This window comes from Bradyrhizobium sp., assembly GCF_035570375.1.
In the GTDB taxonomy this organism is placed as follows: Bacteria; Pseudomonadota; Alphaproteobacteria; order Rhizobiales; family Xanthobacteraceae; genus Bradyrhizobium.
In genome coordinates this window covers 36,114-53,272 of record NZ_DATMLW010000129.1, presented here as the reverse complement: position 1 = coordinate 53,272, position 17,159 = coordinate 36,114, and the positions used below count along the sequence as shown (strand labels likewise).

At 61.7% G+C, this 17,159-nt stretch carries 15 protein-coding genes; 5 read left to right on the top strand and 10 right to left on the bottom strand.

All coding sequences use genetic code 11. The features are described from left to right. Positions 1 to 92 precede the first annotated feature (92 nt). From VNX23_RS13600 to VNX23_RS13555, 10 genes are all read right to left on the bottom strand, one after another. Positions 93 to 221, bottom strand: a complete 129-nt coding sequence (locus VNX23_RS13600) for a DUF2474 domain-containing protein (RefSeq protein ID WP_325630760.1) — start codon at positions 219 to 221, stop codon at positions 93 to 95. Continuing rightward, positions 221 to 1,234, bottom strand: coding sequence for a cytochrome d ubiquinol oxidase subunit II (gene cydB / locus VNX23_RS13595; RefSeq protein ID WP_325630758.1), 1,014 nt, complete (start codon positions 1,232 to 1,234; stop codon positions 221 to 223). Before cydB ends, VNX23_RS13600 begins: the two co-directional genes overlap by 1 nt. Continuing rightward, positions 1,231 to 2,643, bottom strand: coding sequence for a cytochrome ubiquinol oxidase subunit I (locus tag VNX23_RS13590; protein ID WP_325630756.1), 1,413 nt, complete (start codon positions 2,641 to 2,643; stop codon positions 1,231 to 1,233). Before VNX23_RS13590 ends, cydB begins: the two co-directional genes overlap by 4 nt. A 90-nt stretch (positions 2,644 to 2,733) precedes the next feature. After that, positions 2,734 to 3,300 carry a thioredoxin family protein gene (locus VNX23_RS13585; RefSeq protein ID WP_325630754.1) on the bottom strand — a complete coding sequence of 189 codons (567 nt, stop codon included), beginning with the start codon at positions 3,298 to 3,300 and terminating at the stop codon, positions 2,734 to 2,736. A 23-nt stretch (positions 3,301 to 3,323) separates the two neighbouring features. Continuing rightward, the gene (locus tag VNX23_RS13580; RefSeq protein WP_325630752.1) at positions 3,324 to 4,019 is read right to left on the bottom strand and encodes a cytochrome c biogenesis CcdA family protein; all 696 of its coding nucleotides are present in this window, start codon (positions 4,017 to 4,019) and stop codon (positions 3,324 to 3,326) included. A 230-nt stretch (positions 4,020 to 4,249) separates the two neighbouring features. Further along, complete coding sequence (locus tag VNX23_RS13575) at positions 4,250 to 4,858, bottom strand: sigma-70 family RNA polymerase sigma factor (protein ID WP_325630751.1); 609 nt, start codon at positions 4,856 to 4,858, stop codon at positions 4,250 to 4,252. Positions 4,859 to 5,230: 372 nt separating this feature from the next. Then, positions 5,231 to 5,971 (bottom strand): response regulator, encoded by a 741-nt coding sequence (locus tag VNX23_RS13570; protein ID WP_325630750.1) that lies wholly within the window; start codon positions 5,969 to 5,971, stop codon positions 5,231 to 5,233. Between the two features lie 4 nt (positions 5,972 to 5,975). Next, the gene (locus VNX23_RS13565; protein ID WP_325630748.1) at positions 5,976 to 7,718 is read right to left on the bottom strand and encodes a DUF3369 domain-containing protein; all 1,743 of its coding nucleotides are present in this window, start codon (positions 7,716 to 7,718) and stop codon (positions 5,976 to 5,978) included. Next, entirely contained in the window at positions 7,688 to 9,682 is a 1,995-nt protein-coding gene (locus VNX23_RS13560) for a sensor histidine kinase (protein ID WP_414642993.1), read from the bottom strand. Before VNX23_RS13560 ends, VNX23_RS13565 begins: the two co-directional genes overlap by 31 nt. An 84-nt stretch (positions 9,683 to 9,766) precedes the next feature. Next, on the bottom strand, positions 9,767 to 10,762 hold the full coding sequence (locus VNX23_RS13555; RefSeq protein WP_325630746.1) for a TRAP transporter substrate-binding protein: 996 nt from the start codon (positions 10,760 to 10,762) through the stop codon (positions 9,767 to 9,769). 379 nt (positions 10,763 to 11,141) lie between these two features. Here VNX23_RS13555 and VNX23_RS13550 point away from each other — a divergent pair, with 379 nt between their 5' ends. From VNX23_RS13550 to VNX23_RS13530, 5 genes are all read left to right on the top strand, one after another. Next, positions 11,142 to 12,758 carry an ABC transporter substrate-binding protein gene (locus tag VNX23_RS13550; protein ID WP_325630745.1) on the top strand — a complete coding sequence of 539 codons (1,617 nt, stop codon included), beginning with the start codon at positions 11,142 to 11,144 and terminating at the stop codon, positions 12,756 to 12,758. Between the two features lie 214 nt (positions 12,759 to 12,972). After that, positions 12,973 to 13,986 carry an ABC transporter permease gene (locus VNX23_RS13545; protein ID WP_325630743.1) on the top strand — a complete coding sequence of 338 codons (1,014 nt, stop codon included), beginning with the start codon at positions 12,973 to 12,975 and terminating at the stop codon, positions 13,984 to 13,986. Beyond that, the gene (locus VNX23_RS13540; RefSeq protein ID WP_325630742.1) at positions 13,983 to 14,882 is read left to right on the top strand and encodes an ABC transporter permease; all 900 of its coding nucleotides are present in this window, start codon (positions 13,983 to 13,985) and stop codon (positions 14,880 to 14,882) included. Before VNX23_RS13545 ends, VNX23_RS13540 begins: the two co-directional genes overlap by 4 nt. A 200-nt stretch (positions 14,883 to 15,082) precedes the next feature. Next, positions 15,083 to 16,945 (top strand): ABC transporter ATP-binding protein, encoded by a 1,863-nt coding sequence (locus VNX23_RS13535; RefSeq protein WP_325630740.1) that lies wholly within the window; start codon positions 15,083 to 15,085, stop codon positions 16,943 to 16,945. A 33-nt stretch (positions 16,946 to 16,978) separates the two neighbouring features. Further along, positions 16,979 to 17,158 (top strand): DUF4089 domain-containing protein, encoded by a 180-nt coding sequence (locus VNX23_RS13530; protein WP_325630825.1) that lies wholly within the window; start codon positions 16,979 to 16,981, stop codon positions 17,156 to 17,158. Position 17,159: the final 1 nt, after the last annotated feature.

Sequence of the window (17,159 nt, the reverse complement as noted above, 5' to 3'; positions counted from 1 at the left end):
CAATACAACGGGCGAAATAATGGCAAGCAACCAAACATCCGGCTGAAATATCGACGGGTTTTGCTGGTAAGAAGGTAGGAACGATCATCGGCCTATTTCGGCGCGAGCCACAGCCTCAGGATGAACGATATGGCAGCGACCGTGCTGACGCCGGCGAGCCAAAGCGCGGCAAACCACAGAAGACGTTGCGCAAGCTGCCGTCTTTCGGGTTTCCGGGACATCAATGATAACCGCTTTCGGGTCTGACCTTGCCGCGGAATACCCAGTAGGCCCACGCGGTGTAGGCAAGAATAAGCGGTATCAGCACGGAGACGCCGAACAGCATGAAGATCTGGCTGATCCTGGGCGATGCCGCCTGCCAGATGGTGATGCTCTGGGGGACGATATAGGGATACATGCTGATGCCGAGCCCCGCATAGGAGAGCGCGAACAAGGCGAGCGCCAGAAAGAACGGCCGGTAATCCTGCCTGTTGGCGAGGCTGCGCAGCAACATCGCGGTCACAACGGCGACCGCGATCGGCACCGGCGCCGTCAGGATGACGTTCGGCCAGGTGAACCAGCGCTGCGCATATTGAAGGCTGAGAAACGGCGTGGCGATGCTGACCGCGCCGATCGCGCCCAACATCGCGAACACCAGGGCCCAGCTCAGGCGATAGGCCCTGTCGCGAACCTCGCCCTCCGTCTTCATCACCAGCCACGTTGCGCCGAGCAGCGCATAGCCGACGAGAAGGCAGAGCCCGGTGAGGATGCTGAACGGCGTCAACCAGTCCCACCATCCGCCGCCATAGTGTCGGCCCTCGACATGGATGCCCTGCAGGATGGCGCCAAGCGCAATGCCCTGCGCCAGCGCTGCAAGCACCGATCCGCCGGCGAAGGCAAGGTCCCAGCGGTTTCGCCCGCTTTGCGTGGTGCGCCAGCGAAATTCGAACGCAACACCGCGAAAGATCAGGCCGACGAGCATCGCGATCATGGGCGTGTACAGCGCCGGCATCAGCACCGCATAGGCCAGTGGAAACGCGGCCATCAGGCCGCCGCCGCCCAGCACCAGCCAGGTTTCGTTACCGTCCCAAACCGGCGCGACGCTGTTCATGATAACGTCGCGATCGCTCTTGTTCGGAAACAGCGGAAACAAGATGCCAAGACCGAGATCGAAGCCGTCCATCACGACATAGACAAACACCGCAAAGGCAATGATGAACGCCCAGATCACGGTGAGGTCGATGGCAACGCTCATCTGACGGCTCCTTCCGCAGAAGCCGCGGCGGCAGCGGGGGTGATCCCGGCGGCGCGTGCCGGCACGTCGGACGGCGGCCCATGCTCGCCCGGCTGGGGTGGCTGCGCCATCAGGCGCAGAATGTAGATGATGCCGGCCGAGAACACCGCGAAATAGACAATGATGAAGGCGAGCAGCGAGGAACCGACCGCTGGCGAGGCCAGCGGCGAGGCAGAGTCGGCTGTTCGCAACAATCCATAAACCGTGAACGGCTGGCGGCCGGTCTCGGTCGTGATCCAGCCCGCAAGCACCGCGACAAAGCCCGCCGGACCCATGGCTGTTGCGCAAGCATGCAGCAGTCGGGATTGGTAGAGCTTGCCGCGCAATCGCTCGAGCAGGCTGAACAGGCCAAGCCCCATGATCAGAAAGCCGATCCCGACCATGATCCGGAACGACCAGAATGTGATCGGTACCGGCGGCCAGTTTTCGCGCGGCACCGTGTCGAGGCCGGCAAGGGGCGCATCGAGCGAATGCTTGAGGATCAGCGACGACAGTTTCGGGATTTCGATCGGAAACTTGACCTTGCCCGCGGCCTGGTCCGGCAAGCCGAACAGGATCAGCGGCGCGCCGTCCTTGTGGCTTTGGTAATGGCCTTCCATTGCCATCACCTTGGCGGGCTGATGTTCCAGCGTATTGAGGCCATGCTGGTCGCCGGCGAGAATCTGGATCGGCGCCACCAGCGTCGCCATCCACATCGCCATCGAAAACATCACGCGCGGAGCGGCGAGATGGGAATCGTGCCGGAGGTGAAACGCGCCGACCGCGCCGACCACGAGCGCCGTGGTGAGGTAGGCCGCCAGCACCATGTGCACCAGGCGATAGGGAAATGACGGGTTGAAGACCACGTTCAGCCAGTTGGCGGCGACGAACTGCCCTTCGGCATTGACGACGTAGCCGGTCGGCGTCTGCATCCAGGAATTGGCGGACAGAATCCAGAACGCCGAAATCAGCGTTCCGATGGCGACCATCAGGGTTGCCAAGAAGTGCAGCCGGTGGCCCACCCGCTTCAGGCCGAACAGCATGACGCCGAGAAAGCCCGCTTCGAGAAAAAACGCGGTCAGGACTTCATAGGCCATCAGGGGGCCGACCAGGGGGCCGGTCTTGTCGGAGAACGCCGACCAATTGGTGCCGAACTGATAGGACATCACGATGCCCGACACCACGCCCATACCGAAGGCGACGGCGAAGATCTTCAGCCAGTACTGGAAAAGATTGATGAAAACATCCCGCCCGGTCCACAGCCACAACGCTTCGAGGACGGCGAGATAGCTGGCAAGCCCGATCGAAAAGGCGGGAAACACGATGTGGAACGACATCGTGAACGCAAATTGCGCCCGCGCCAGTACCACCGCATCCCAGCCCTGGAACATGACAAACGCCCGTCCTCGACCGCTGCGGGACGGAACTTATCACGGCAAGGCTGGCGGTGGTACCGCCCTGTGGGGTGCGCGCTATGCGTCTCAGCTATTGACGTTCAGCAGGCGACCAATGACGCGGTCGATTTCCTCATAGCGGCCTTCGCCATCATGATGGAAAACGATTCTTCCATTCTGATCGACAATGTACTGCGATGGCCAATACTGGTTGCCATAGGCGTTCCAGGTCTGCGAATCGTTGTCCTGGGCGACGGGATAGGTGATGCCGTGCCGCTTCAGCGCGGCCTGCACATTGGCCGCCGACCGCTCGAACGGGAACTCCGGCGTGTGGACGCCGACGACGACAAGGCCGCGATCCCTGTATTTCGCATAGAGCTGGGTGACGTGGGGCAGCGTGTTGACGCAGTTGACGCATCCATAGGTCCAGAAGTCCACCAGCACCACCTTGCCGCGCAGGTTCGCCATGCTGAGCGGCGCGGAATTGAACCAGTTGGTGATGCCGACGAAATTCGGCGCGGTACCCTGCAGCGCGGCGACTTCGAAGGGTGTGGCCTGTTCGCGTCCGACCTCGCCGGCAACCCCGGCGGGCGCCGCGCCGATCAGGCAAAGTGCAATCACCGAAACAGATGTGGCAAGCGATCGTATCGTCATTGGCCTCTCCTTGTTGCGAATGGTTACAGACCGATCTGGCTCGTCGGATAGAATGCGGTCAGCCACGCCACGATCAGCGTGTCGTATTGGAAATAGGACGCAACGGCGAACGCGATCACGACGATGCCGAAGCCGAGCTGAAGCCTGCCGGATATTCTGGCGACGCCGCGCACCCGGGTGGTGACGGCCTGGCCGCCATAGGCGATCGCGAGCATCGGAATGGCGGCGCCGATCGCGTAGACCACGAGCAGCGCACTCGCCCATGTGGTGTCCTTCGAGGTCGCAACGATAGTCAGGATCGAGCCGAGCACGGGGCCGGCGCAGGGGGTCCAGACCAGGCCAAGGGTCGTGCCGAGCACAAATCCGCCGAGGTTGCCTTGATGAAGCGCGGTGTTGCCAATGCCCGTCAGCGGCCCACCCAACCGGGCCGAAACCCACTCGAACGGCGTCGGCCATACCATCAGCAATCCAAATCCGAGCAGCAGGATCGCCCCGGCACTTCGCAGCACTTCGGGGTCGAAATCGAAAATGCCGGCGATCGCGCTCAGGAACAGGGCGGCGGCGGAAAACGAAGTCACAAAGCCGAGCGCAATCAGCGCCGGACGCGCGCCGCCGGTTTGGCCTACCGAGGCGCCGAGCAATATCGGCAATACCGGAAGCGTGCAGGGTGCCGCCACCGTCACCACGCCGGCAAGCAACGCAAGAACGAGATCGAGCATCGAATGCAACCCTTCGAACGACAGCACCGCAGCGCCGCACTACGTCTGGTGCTCAATCGTCCTTCGGGACCTGGAGGTGAGGCGTTACGCCGCCCGCGTCACGTGTTCGTGAGGCTTTAGTCTCGTAGTGAGGCGCCGCAAATACGAAAGCGACCCGGAGGGGCTCTCCGGGTCGCTTGAACGGCTCCTCGGGGGGAAGAAGCCTCACAATTCAGACATCGATCATCGCCTCATGCGGCAAGAGAGTTCACGCCGGCCACCTTCAACAGATCGGCGAGCTGCTTGCGGGCGTAGAACATCCGGGTTTTCACTGTGCTTTGCGGAATTCCGATGATCTCGCCAACTTCCTCCACCGACTTCTCGTGGTAGTAGACGAGATTGATGATCTCGCGGTGCGCCGGCGATAATTTCGCGACACAGGCGCGCAGAATGGCGCTGGTCGAGGAGCGGTCGAGCGAAGCCTCGGGGGTGTCGGCCTCGTCGGCGATCTCGAGCATCTCTTCCTGGTCGATGTCCTCGTGCCGGCGCTGGCGCAGCGCAGTCAGCGCCTTGAAGCGGGCGATCGACAGAAGCCACGTGGAGACCTGCGAACGTCCCTCGAACTGGTTGGCGGTACGCCAGACATCGAGGAAGACCTGGCTGGTCAGATCCTCGGCCATGGTGGCATCCCTAACCATGCGCAGGATGAAACGATAAACCCGCACGTTGTGGCGGGCGTAAAGGATATGCATCGCGGTCCGGCCGCCATCCGCGATACTTTCGAGCAGCATTTCATCCGAAGTCGCCTGTGCGGCGATGATGCCCTCGCGAGCTGCGGCATTGATGGCAACGACGTTCATGACGATCTCCCAGTGTCGCCGTGTGCGGCGTTTTCGTTAACGAAATTGTTAGTCAGGGAAGGTTTCGGGACGTCTGCACCAAAGCCGGAAAATGGTTTCGTGCCGGGGAGAATTGTTTCGTCGAGCCGCCCGCGACGAAACATTCGGGGAGGAAAAGCCAGTAATTTGAAGGAGATGAATTTTAGCTGGTGGACCGGACGCCCAAAGGGGCGATTGCAGGAACAAAAGCGGTCTTGCGGAGTTTTTAGCGGTTTCGCTTCCGCGCGCGGCCGTGCTGGCTGCGGCCCTGTACAAGTTCCCGGCTCCGGCGCGCCCTTTAAATTTCAATCGCAGGACAAAAGCCTGACGGGAAACCCCCGCCGAACGCGAAGGTCAGGCCTTGTCGCCGACAGGCGCAAACAAATATCCGCCGCCCCTCACGGTTCTGATCACGGCGGGTTTGGTGGGGTCGATCTCGATCTTGCGGCGAATGCGCATAATCCGCAGGTCGACCGCGCGATCGAAGGCTTCGCTGTCGCGCGCGTTCGCCAGCTCAAGCAGACGCTCGCGCGACAGCACCCGCTTTGGATTGGCGGCGAAAACCTTCAGCAGTCCGAATTCGGAAGCCGTCAACGGATGTTCGTTGCCCTCATCGTCGCGCAGCGCCTGGGCCTCGAGATCGAGCCACTTTGTGCCGAAGCGAACCAGCGCTTCCTTCGCCTTGGCGGCACTGCTTTCCGTCGCGCCTGCCGGCGCCCGGGCCGGCGCACTGCGCCGCAAAACTGAGCGAATCCGCGCCATCAATTCACGCAATTCGCAGGGCTTGGCGACATAGTCGTCGGCGCCGAGTTCGAGCCCGACCACGCGGTCGATGGGACTTGCGGTGGCGGTGAGCATGATCACCGGAACGTTGGTGCGGCCTTTGAGGTCGCGAATGATCGAAAGCCCGTCTTCCTCGGGCATGTTGAGATCAAGAACCACAAGGTCGGGCACGCCGGCATCGATCGCCTCGCGCAAAGCCTTGCCGCCGTCGCAGAGGGTCACGGTGAAACCGTGCATCTTGAGATAGTCGCCGACCATCTCGCGGGCCGGCGCCTCGTCATCGACAATAATGATGTGCGGTCCTTGGCTCATGGGTTCATGCGTCCGCCGCGGGCAAGATGATGGTGAACGTGGATCCCTGTCCGGGCCCGGCACTGTTTGCGGTCACCTTGCCGCCATGCATGTCGACGATGCGCTTGACGATCGACAGGCCGAGGCCGGTGGAGCTTTCGCCGGCGGTGGGTTTGGCGGAAAGGCGCTGGAAACGCCCGAACAGGCGGCTGAGATCCTCGGGCGACAGCCCTGCGCCTTCATCGGCGACGCGGATCACGGTCTTGCTGTCTTCATCGTTGACCAATACGGAAATCCTGCCGCCGATCGGGCTGTACTTGATGGCGTTGCTGATGAGATTGTCGATCGCTTCCCGCATCCGGTCGGCGTCGCACATCATCACGAAATTCGACGGCGCCGAAACCGCGATGGACTGCTGCTTGTTGACTGCAAGCGGTTGATTGGCATCGGCGACTTCGCTGACCAGCGCTGCGATGTCAACCGGCTCGCGGCGAATGGAAATGTCGAAGGCGTCGGCCATCGCGTCCGAAATCAGATGATCGACCATCGTCGTCAGGCGCTTGGTGGCATCGCGGATGTGTTCCACCTGGGCCGTTATGCTCTCGCGGGAGGAACCGGCGGCGACGAGCTCGGTGAGCATTTCGGTGCGGCCGAGGATCACGCCCAGCGGGTTTTTGAGATCGTGGGCGACGGTACCGAGAATTTCGTTCTTGAAGCCGTTGGCGCGCTGCAGCCGCAGCCATTGGGCCGACAGCCTGCGGTTGGCCTGCATCAGCGCGCGGGTGCGCTGGGCGACGCGGTCCTCCAGCTGCGTGTTGGCCTCGTTGAGCTGCTGATAGAGAATGACATTGTCGAACGCGATCGAAAGCCGGCTGCCGAAAATCTCGACCAGCGAACGGTCGGTCTCGGAAAGCGGGCGCTCGGCCTGCAGCAGCACCACCACTTCGCGCCCGCTGCCGGTGCGAATGTAAAGGACGGTGCGCTGATCGGCGAATTCATTCTTGCGCCGCTTGAACGCGGCCTCGACCATCGCCCGCAGGTCGGGGTCGAGCGATCTCGTACCGGAAGCGCCGATGAAGCGGCTGTAGCAGCCCGATCCGGCAAGCACCGCGAAATCGTCGCCGACCGCGCCGCCGTCGCGCAGCACCAGTATTCCGGCGCAGTCGACATTGAGGAGCGAGGCGATCTGCGTCAGCACGCCTTCGGCCAGGCGCTGCATGGACCTGAAATCGTACAGCGTCGAGGCGGCGTCGATGATGATCTCGAGCCCGCGGCGGGTCTGGACCATGCGTTCGAGTTGCTGATAGCTTCGCAGCGCTGCCGTCAGAGACGTGAACAGCTTGTCGGCCGTAAGCTCGGTCTTGGCCTTGTAATCGTTGATGTCGTATTGAACGATGATGCGTCTTTCCGGCGCCTGTCCGGGCTGTCCGGTACGAAGAACGATGCGGACGGTCTCGTTCCTCAAGTTGTTGCGGATATATTCGACGAGGTCGAGGCCGGCCGCATCGGTTTCCATGATGACGTCGAGCAATACGGCAGCGACATCGGGATGGGCGCGCATCAAGGCCCGCCCCTCCGCGGCCGAATAGGCCGAAAGTATTTCGAGCGTCTGCCCGTTGAGGCTGTAGTCGCTCAGCGCAAATCGGGTGCCTTCGTGCACGGCATGATCGTCGTCGATGACCGCGATCTTCCACTTGCGCGCAGCCGTCGTATCCGGAGCAGTACCGGTATCGTCGATCAGGTGGAGGACATCGTCCTGTTCGGCCATGAAGCTGCCCCGTCGCGATCTTGGTCTATGGTCGTGTTACCGCCCCTGGCGGCCCTCGGCATGATAATGCGAAATGTGGTGCCTTGTCCCAGCCTTGAATCCAGCATCATCCGGCCGCCCAGTTGCTGGGTCACCAGATTATAGACAATGTGCAGGCCCAGCCCCGTGCCACCCTCGTTCCGGCGCGTGGTAAAGAACGGGTCGAAGGCCTGACGCTGCACGTCCGGCGTCATCCCGACACCGTTGTCGGAGAAGATGATCTCGACGTCGTCGCTGCCGCGGTGTTTTGCCGAGATCGCGATGGCGCCGGAACGGCGGTCGGGAAACGCGTGATTGGCAGCGTTGAGGAACAGATTGGTCAGAATTTGACCATACACGCCGGGATAGCCGTCGATGACCAGGCCTTCCGGCACCTCGACCGACAGGAGGATGGATGCCTTCTTCAACGCCGGCCGCAGGCTTGCGATGATCTGGTCGGTCGCCTCGCTCAGGTTGAAGATCCGCCGCTCGGCGTGCGAACGGTCCACCGCGACTTGCTTGAAGGATTGGATCAGCTCGCCCGCGCGCTGCAGGTTCCCGACCAGTTGATGCGCGGCATCCTGCGAGGTCCGGACGAAATCCTCCAGCTGCGAGCGCCGCAATCCCGTTTCCGATCTCAACTCGGCCTCGAACATCTCGGTGCGGCGCGCGAAGCTCGAGGCGACCGTCAGGCTGATGCCGATCGGATTGTTCACCTCATGGGCAACGCCGGCGACGAGGCCACCGAGCGCCGCCAGCCGCTCGGCATCGATCAGATTTTGCTGGGCGGCGTTGAGTTCGTTCAAGGCGGTCTCGGCCCTTTCCTTGGCAGCACGAAGTTCGTCTTCGGTCTTGCGCTTGGCGATGGCGTTCTCGCGAAACACCTCGACCGCGCGCGCCATTTCGCCGACCTCGTCGCTTGCGCCGGTACCCTGGACGCTCCGGTTGAGATCGCCTGAGGTGATTGCCTGCATCGCCGCCATGATCTGCTGCAGGGGCAGGCGGATCGAGAGCGCGATCAGGACGCCGGCGGTGATGATGATGCCGAGAAAAATCACCGCGATCGACAAAACCTTGCGTGAAATGTCCGCCAGCGTCTGGTCGAACGTCTCCTGCGCCTTTTGCTGGCGCTGCCGCATCTTGACCGACAATTCGTCGATCGCGCTCGAGGCCTCGGCCTGGTTGGCGTCGATCGCGTTGTGCAGCAATTCGGTCCGGTTGGCGAGTTGCTCGGACAATTTCGCAAAGCCGTTGCGCAGTGCCTTGGTCCGCGCACTCAAGCGCTGCAGCGCCATGCGCTGCAGGTCGTTGTCGGCAAGATCGGCCATCACCGGAATCGTCGTTTCGATGGTGTCGGTATTGCGGCGCGCTTCCTCGGCCGACGCGCTCGCGAGCGAAAGATAATAGGCATTGGCAGCGACCAGCATCGCGGTAAAGGCCTCGCGGGATTTCCCGAGCGAAGGCCAGATCAGGGCATCGCGGTGTCCGGTAGCGCCTTCAATGATCGAATAGAGCCCGGCCATGTCCCTGGCGGGCGCAAGCACCTCGTCCTGATAGGTCTTTGCGATGGTGGCCTGAACGCGGCGCAGTTCGCCAAAGCCGCTGAGGAAGCGTTCGGTGACGCGTTCAAGCTGCTGCACCGATCCTGACAACATCGGGTCGGTGGAGGCGCGCGTGGTCAGGGTTTCAAGAACGGCTTCGCGCAAATGCAATATCTCGCCGAACAGTTCCGGGCTCGGCTGATTGATGTAGCGGTGGATCAGGTTTTGCAGGTGGCCGGTCTCGCTCTCCAGCCGCGCCAGGATCTTGTCGGATTCGCGCACCTGCCTCACGTCTTCCCAGGCGGAACCGAGCACCCGCACGCCGTTCCAGATCAACGCAACCAGCACGACGACCACCGCCGAATTGAGGGCTGCAATGGAAAGGATGCGCCAGCGGATCGGCACCGCGCGTAAAAGCGCAACGATTCTCGAAGCCAGGCTCGCCGGCTGTTCCGCAGCATCGTCGCTCTGGCGTGTTGCGAAGATCAATCAATTCACCTTGCGAATTCGTTCGATCAGCGCCGCGGCCGCCGGGTCGCGCCGGATCTTCTCGTAAATCGGTGCCATTGCCGCCTCGAACGGCTTGCGGTCGAAATCGGTCACGATCGTCACGCCCGCGCCTTCGGCCTGTCGGCGCGATTTCTCCTCGAGATCGCGCCACGTTTCGCGCATGAAGCGGCTCGATTGCAGCGCTGCGTCGCGAAAAATCACGCGGTCCTCGGGCGACAGACTAGCCCAGGCCTTCCAGGACATGATCAGCACTTCGGGGCTCATCGTGTGTTCGGTCAGCGTATAGAAGTTCGCATATCTGTAGTGGTCGGTGGTGACGAAGGACGGCCAGTTGTTTTCCGCGCCGTCGATCAGCCTTGTGGCCAGTCCGGTTCGAACCTGTCCATAGGGCAACTCGATCGGCTCAGCGCCGAGCGCCCTGACCATGTCGGACATCAGTTCGGATTGCTGCACGCGGATCCGCAATCCTTTCACGTCCGCGATCGAGCGAATCGGCCTGACACAGTTATAGATCGATCGCGCCCCGGAATCGTAGAAAGTAAGGCCGACAAATCCATACGACTCGAAGCTGTCGAGAATCTCCTCGCCGATCGGGCCGTCCAGCACCTTTTGCAAATGCTCGATCGAGCGGAACAGAAAGGGCATCGCCAGAACGTTCATGGACGGCACGAAGGTACCGATCAGGGCCACGTTGCTGCGATTGAGATCGATGGCGCCGGCGCGGGTTTGCTCGATCGTTTCCTTTTCCTCGCCGAGCTGGCGCGAATGGAACACCCGGATCTGCAGGCGGCCGTCGGTCTTTTCCTCGATCAAGCGGCCCATATAACGCAACGCCTGGACGGTGGGATAATCTTCGCTCTGTGTATCGGCGGCACGAAATTCGCGCGCGGACGCATTCGTCGTCACTGCCATCGCCAACAGCGCACCGACAACGGCTACGGTCCGCAAAAGGTCGGCGCGGCTGAACACAGGCAATTTGATACCCCCTGTGATGGAGTCTATGGGTGGAAAAAAAGGTTCAACGAATCCGGGTGAGGCCTTCGGTCTGCAGGTATGGGGTTGCAGCCGCCTTCTTGGGGAACAGGGGTTTCAATTCATGCCTCCCAATGGCTTTCCGATGACCGGGGTCAGGCTCAATGAAAAGCGGTTTGAGCTGATGCTCATTCATTAGGCAATTTTAGTTTGATGTATGCAAGAGGTCTTGCGATGTGGCCGTCAAATTCACCCGCGCGGGTGGCATATCGAGAGCCAAATCATGGGTTTAATGCCGGAGTAAGGGTCAATTAGGATCTGGCACGAACCTTGCGACGGCGCTTCCCACGAAGCCGACCCTCTTCCGCGTTTGGAGCGTCCGATGAAGCGCCGTGATTTTCTCAAATCCGTCTCAGGTATCGCTGCGGGCGCCATGATGCCGGCGCCTGCGATCTGGTCCCCGGCGAAAGCCGATGCCCGTTCGGAGACGCTCCTCGTCGTCACGGAAAACGGCCCCAACAATCTCGACATTCACGGCGTCGGCACCAACCGGGCGGGCTACGAGACCTCGTGGAATTGCTACGACCGGCTGATCACCCACGAGACCAAAACGCTGGCCGACGGCACGGTGTCGTATGATCGCGACAAGTTCAAATCCGAACTCGCCGAAGACATGAACATCGGCGACATGTCGGTCACGTTCAGGCTGAAGAAGAATGCCAAATTCCATGATGGCGCAGCGGTCACCGCCAGAGATGTCAAATGGTCGCTTGATCGCGCAGTGACCGTCGGCGGCTTCCCGACCGTGCAGATGAAGGCCGGCTCGCTCACCGACAAGGAGCAATTCGTCCTTGTCGACGACAGTACCGTTCGCATCGATTTTGCGAAAAAGGACCGGCTTACGATTCCCGATCTCGCGGTGATCGTGCCGAGCATCTACAATTCCGATCTTTTGAAGAAGAAGGCAACGGAAAAAGATCCCTGGGCGCTGGATTACACCAAGAGCAACACGGCCGGCAGCGGCGCCTACAAGGTGACGAGCTGGAAGCCCGGCGTCGAAGTGGTCTATGAGCGAAACGACGACTGGGTCGGGGGCAAGTTGCCCCAGCTGAAGAAAGTCATCTGGCGCACCGTCCCCTCGCAAGGCAACCGCCGTGCCCTGATGGAACGCGGCGATGCCGACATTTCCTTCGATCTCTCGAGCAAGGACACCTCGGAGATGAAGAAGGACGGCAAGCTCGTCATCGTTTCCCACCCGATCGGCAACGGCATGTATTCCGTCGATATGAACGTGAAGAACCCGCCGTTCGACAACCCGAAGGTCCGTCAGGCAGTGGCCTACGCGCTGCCCTACCAGAAGATCATGGATGCGGCGATGTTCGGTCTCGCCAATCCGCTGTACGGCGGGCCCTCGAACAACGTCGCCGATCTTACCTGGCCGGCAAAGACCGGTTACGTCAACGACATGGCCAAGGCCAAGAAATTGATGGCCGAAAGCGGCGTGTCCGAAATCGAAACGACGCTGTCCTTTGATCTCGGGGCCGGCGACGTCTCGGAGCCGACTTCGGTGCTGGTGCAGGAGAGCCTCGCCCAGATCGGCATCAAGACCACGATCAACAAGGTGCCGGGCGCCAACTGGCGCAGCGAGATGGCCAAGAAGACGATGCCCTTGATGCTCAACTTCTTCTCGGGCTGGCTCGACTATCCCGAATATTTCTTCTTCTGGTGCTATTCCGGGCAGAATGCCATCTTCAATACGCCGAGCTACGTGAACGCGGACATGGACGCCCTGATCGACGGGGCGCGTGCCGCCGCTGCGATCGGCGACAAGGAAAAATACGCCAGAGACGTCGAAGGCTTCATCTCCAAGGCTTACAACGAAGTCCCGCGCATTCCGTTGTTTCAGCCGTATCTCAACGTCGCCACGCAGAAAAACATCTCGGGCTACGTCTACTGGTTCCACCGGCAGCTCGACTACCGCTCGATCGTCAAGGCCTGAAGCGAGAGGCAGGCAGGCTTGCCGCCTGCTGAAGCTTTCAGGCTTCAAAACCGAAACGCGGCTCGGAGAATTCCAGAGCATGATCCGGAAAAATGGAAACCGGTTTTCCCTCGCGACAAACGCGGAACGCGTTTGCGTGGAAATCATGCTCAAACAAAGAGATGAGATCATGATGCGATTCGACTTAATCGCATCATGATCTGAGGGCACTGGGATGATGCTGACGATCGCCAGGCGGCTGATGACCGTGATCCCGACGCTGATCGGGGTTGTGATCGTCACCTTTCTGCTCACCCGAGTCCTGCCGGGTGATCCGGCGGTGTATTTCGCAGGCCCCGCCGCCACGCCGCAATCGATCGCGGAAATCCGAAAATCGCTCGGGCTCGATCGCCCGCTGCCGGATCAGTTCGTGCGCTATGTGAACGATCTCGCGCACGGCAATTTCGGCAATTCGCTGTCCACCGGCCGCCCGGTAGCTACCGAAATTTCCAGCCGCCTGCCGGCCTCGGCCGAGCTCACGCTCTCCGGTTTACTTCTGTCGATCGTGATCGCGGTGCCGCTTGGCATCTTCGCTGCAGTCAAGCAGGGTTCGCTCATCGATCATTTGTGTCGCATCATCGCAACCGCAGGAGTTTCGCTTCCGGTGTTCTTCACCGGTCTTCTCTCGGTCTATCTCTTCTATTTCAGGCTTGGCTGGGCGCCCGCGCCGCTCGGTCGGCTTGATGCCTTTGCGAGCACCCCACCCGATATCACCGGCTTTTATCTGATCGACAGCCTCCTTGCCGGGAATTTCGAAACCTTTCGCGCCGCGCTCAGCCAGTTGATCCTGCCGGCGGTGACGCTTGCGATCTTCTCGCTGGCCCCGATCACACGCATGACCCGCGCCTCGATGCTGGCGGTACTTGCGTCGGAATTCATTCGAACCGCGCGCGCCAGCGGCCTCGACGGCCGCACCGTCATCCTCACCTACGCGTTTCGGAACGCGATGCTGCCGGTGGTGACGACCCTGGGCATGGTGTTCTCGTTCCTGCTCGGCGCCAACGTGCTGGTGGAAAAAGTCTTTGCCTGGCCGGGCATCGGCTCCTACGCGGTTGAGGCGCTGCTGCAATCGGACTTCGCGCCAGTGCAGGGTTTCGTACTGACCATGGCCGTGATGTATGTGGCGCTCAATCTCTTCATCGATATGCTTTATGGCGTCATCGATCCGCGCGTGAGGCTGGAGGCATGACCGAAGCCAGCCTGAGCGCGCCAGTAGCCGAGCTTCAGCCGAAGCCCCCGACCAATTCGATTTTCCGCCACGCCGTTTATGTGGTGGGGGATAATCCGGTCACGGGACTGGCGTTCGCTCTCTTTGTCCTGATCGCGCTTGGCGCATTGTTCGGCCCTTTGATCGTGCCCTACGACCCGCTCGCCAGCAACACCTCGGCAACGCTGCAGCCGCCTTCGCTGCAGCATTGGTTCGGCACCGATCTGCTCGGCCGCGACATCTTCAGCCGCGTGGTGGCGGCGACCCGCCTCGACTTTGCGATCGCGGTCGCCTCGGTCGCGCTCGTGCTCGTGGTCGGCGGGCTCGCCGGAATTGCCGCAGGCTTCTTCGGCGGATGGACCGACCGCATCGTCGGACGCATCTCCGACACCATCATGGCGTTTCCGTTGTTCGTGCTCGCGATGGGCATCGTCGCCGCGCTCGGCAATACCGTGACCAACATCGTCATTGCCACCGCAATCATCAATTTTCCGCTTTACGTTCGCGTCGCGCGTGCCGAAGCCAATGTGCGGCGCGAGGCGGGCTTCGTGCAGGCGGCGCGACTGTCGGGCAATGGCGACTTGCGGATTCTGCTGGTGCATATCCTGCCGAACATCATGCCGATCATGATGGTGCAGATTTCGCTGACCATGGGTTACGCCATCCTCAACGCCGCCGGCCTGTCCTTCATAGGGCTCGGCGTCAAGCCGCCGACGCCGGAGTGGGGCATCATGGTGGCGGAAGGCGCGACCAATATCATTTCGGGCGAATGGTGGGTGGCCTTCTTTCCCGGCGGCGCGCTGATGATCGCCGTGTTCTGCTTCAACCTGCTCGGCGACGGCCTGCGCGATCTGGTCGATCCGCAGCGGAGGACGTGAGCGATGGTTACGGCGCCAGGCTGTTATTCTCACTTCACCTCGTCCCGCTTGCGGGGAGAGGTCGGATCGCCGGCGATCCGGGTGATGGGGAGGCTTTGCGCAGTCCTCGATCTCCTCGATGCGCCAATAGCTGCCCTTCACCCCTGCCCTCTCCCCGCAAAAGCGGGGCGAGGGAGCGCAGCGATCCCGCGGAGACAAAGATGACCGCGCTGCCGCTGCTCGAGGTCAGCGACCTCACGGTGGAATTTGCCACCCGCCGCGGCATCGTAAGAGCGGTGCAGCGCGTCAATATCGCCGTGGCGAAAGGCGAGACGCTCGGCATCGTCGGCGAATCCGGCTCCGGAAAGTCGGTGATGTCGTATGCGGTGATGCGGATTCTGGATCGCGCGGGCAAGATCGCGGAAGGTTCCGTGTTATTCTCCGGCATCGACGTCAAGGCCGCCAGCGAAGTGGAGATGCGGGACCTGCGCGGCCGCGAAATGTCGATGATTTTCCAGAGCCCGCGCCTTGCGCTCAATCCCATCCGCAAGATCGGTCACCAGATCGAGGATGTGCTGCTGCAGCATGTCCAGGTCGACCGCTCGCAGGTCAGCGAGAAGGCGATCGAAGCGCTGGAGCAGGTCAGAATCGCGCGTCCGCGTGAGCGCTATCATGCCTATCCGTTCGAATTGTCCGGCGGCATGTGCCAGCGGGTCGTGATCGCGCTGGCGCTGGCCTGCAATCCGCGGCTTCTGATCGCCGACGAACCCACGACCGGCCTCGACGTGACGACGCAGAAGGCGGTGATGGACCTGGTCGTCGAACTGACCAGGCGGCGGAGCATGTCGACGATCCTGATCACACACGATCTGGGCCTTGCCGCGACCTATTGCGACCGCATCGTGGTCATGGAGAAAGGCCGCGTGGTCGAGACCGCCTCCTCCGTCGATATCTTCGCGAGGCCGGCACACCCTTACACCAGGAAATTGATGCGGGCGACGCCGCGCCTCGGCATCGCCTTGCGCGATCTGTTGCCGGAGGAGGAAGCTCTCCCTTCAACCTCTCCCCGCTTGCGGGGAGAGCATAGGCCGCCTTCGGCGGCCGTTCTTGAACAAGAACGCCGAGGCGGAGCCTCGGCTACGGCGCAAAGCGCGCCGGGTGAGGGGGATTCGTCGCAAGTTCGGTTTGTAAAGACTGCCCCTCACTCCGACCCTCTCTCCGCAAGCGGGGAGAGGGAGAAGGGCACTAAACCAATTCTTCTCGTCGAAAAGCTGGTGAAGGAATATCCGCGACAGGGCGCAGGCGGAACGCTCGCCAAATTGTTCGGCCGCAAGCCGCCGGTCGTACCGGAGATGTTCCGCGCGGTGGACGGCATCAGCTTTGCGGTGAGCGAGGGCGAGAGCGTCGGCCTCGTCGGCGAATCCGGCTGCGGTAAATCCACCACCTCGATGATGGTGATGCGGCTTTTGGACCAGACATCGGGCCGCATCATGTTCGACGGCGAGGAGATCGGCAGCGTCCTGCCGAGCGCCTTCGCGCGACTGCCGCTGCGCAAAAGCATCCAGATGGTGTTCCAGGATCCGACCGACAGCCTCAATCCGCGCTTCACTGCCGCTCGCGCGATTGCCGATCCGCTCTCTCAACTCGGCGGCCTCAAGGGACGCGACGCGTTGCGCGCCCGGTGCGAGGAACTCGCCGGTGAGGTCGGCCTGCCCGTCAATCTGCTCGATCGGTTTCCGCATCAATTGTCGGGAGGACAAAAGGCGCGCGTCGGTATTGCGCGTGCGATTGCGCTGCGCCCCAAGCTCGTGATTCTCGACGAGCCGACGGCGGCGCTCGACGTTTCCGTGCAGGCGGTGGTGCTCAATTTGCTGCAGGACCTCAAGCGATCGCTGGGAATGAGCTATTTGTTCGTTTCCCACGATCTGAACGTGGTGCGGCTGTTGTGCGATCGTGTCATTGTGATGCGGGCGGGGCGAATCGTCGAACAAGGTTGCTCCGAACGGGTCTTGGGCGATCCGCAGGATGCCTATACAAGGGAGCTCTTGACGGCGATTCCTCATCCGCCGCTGCCGGTACATTGATTTGGAAGAACAAGAAATTCTGGAATAGCCATGCTGCCTGATCCGCTTGATGACTATATCGATGCCGTCGCCAAAGCCTTGGGCCTGCCGGTCGAAGACGCCTGGCGGCCTGCCATCCGGGCCAACCTCGAAGTGTCGCTGAGGCTGGCACGCCTGGTGGACGAGTTTGCATTACCCGACGAAGCCGAGCCGGCCAGTGTCTTCACAGCCTGAC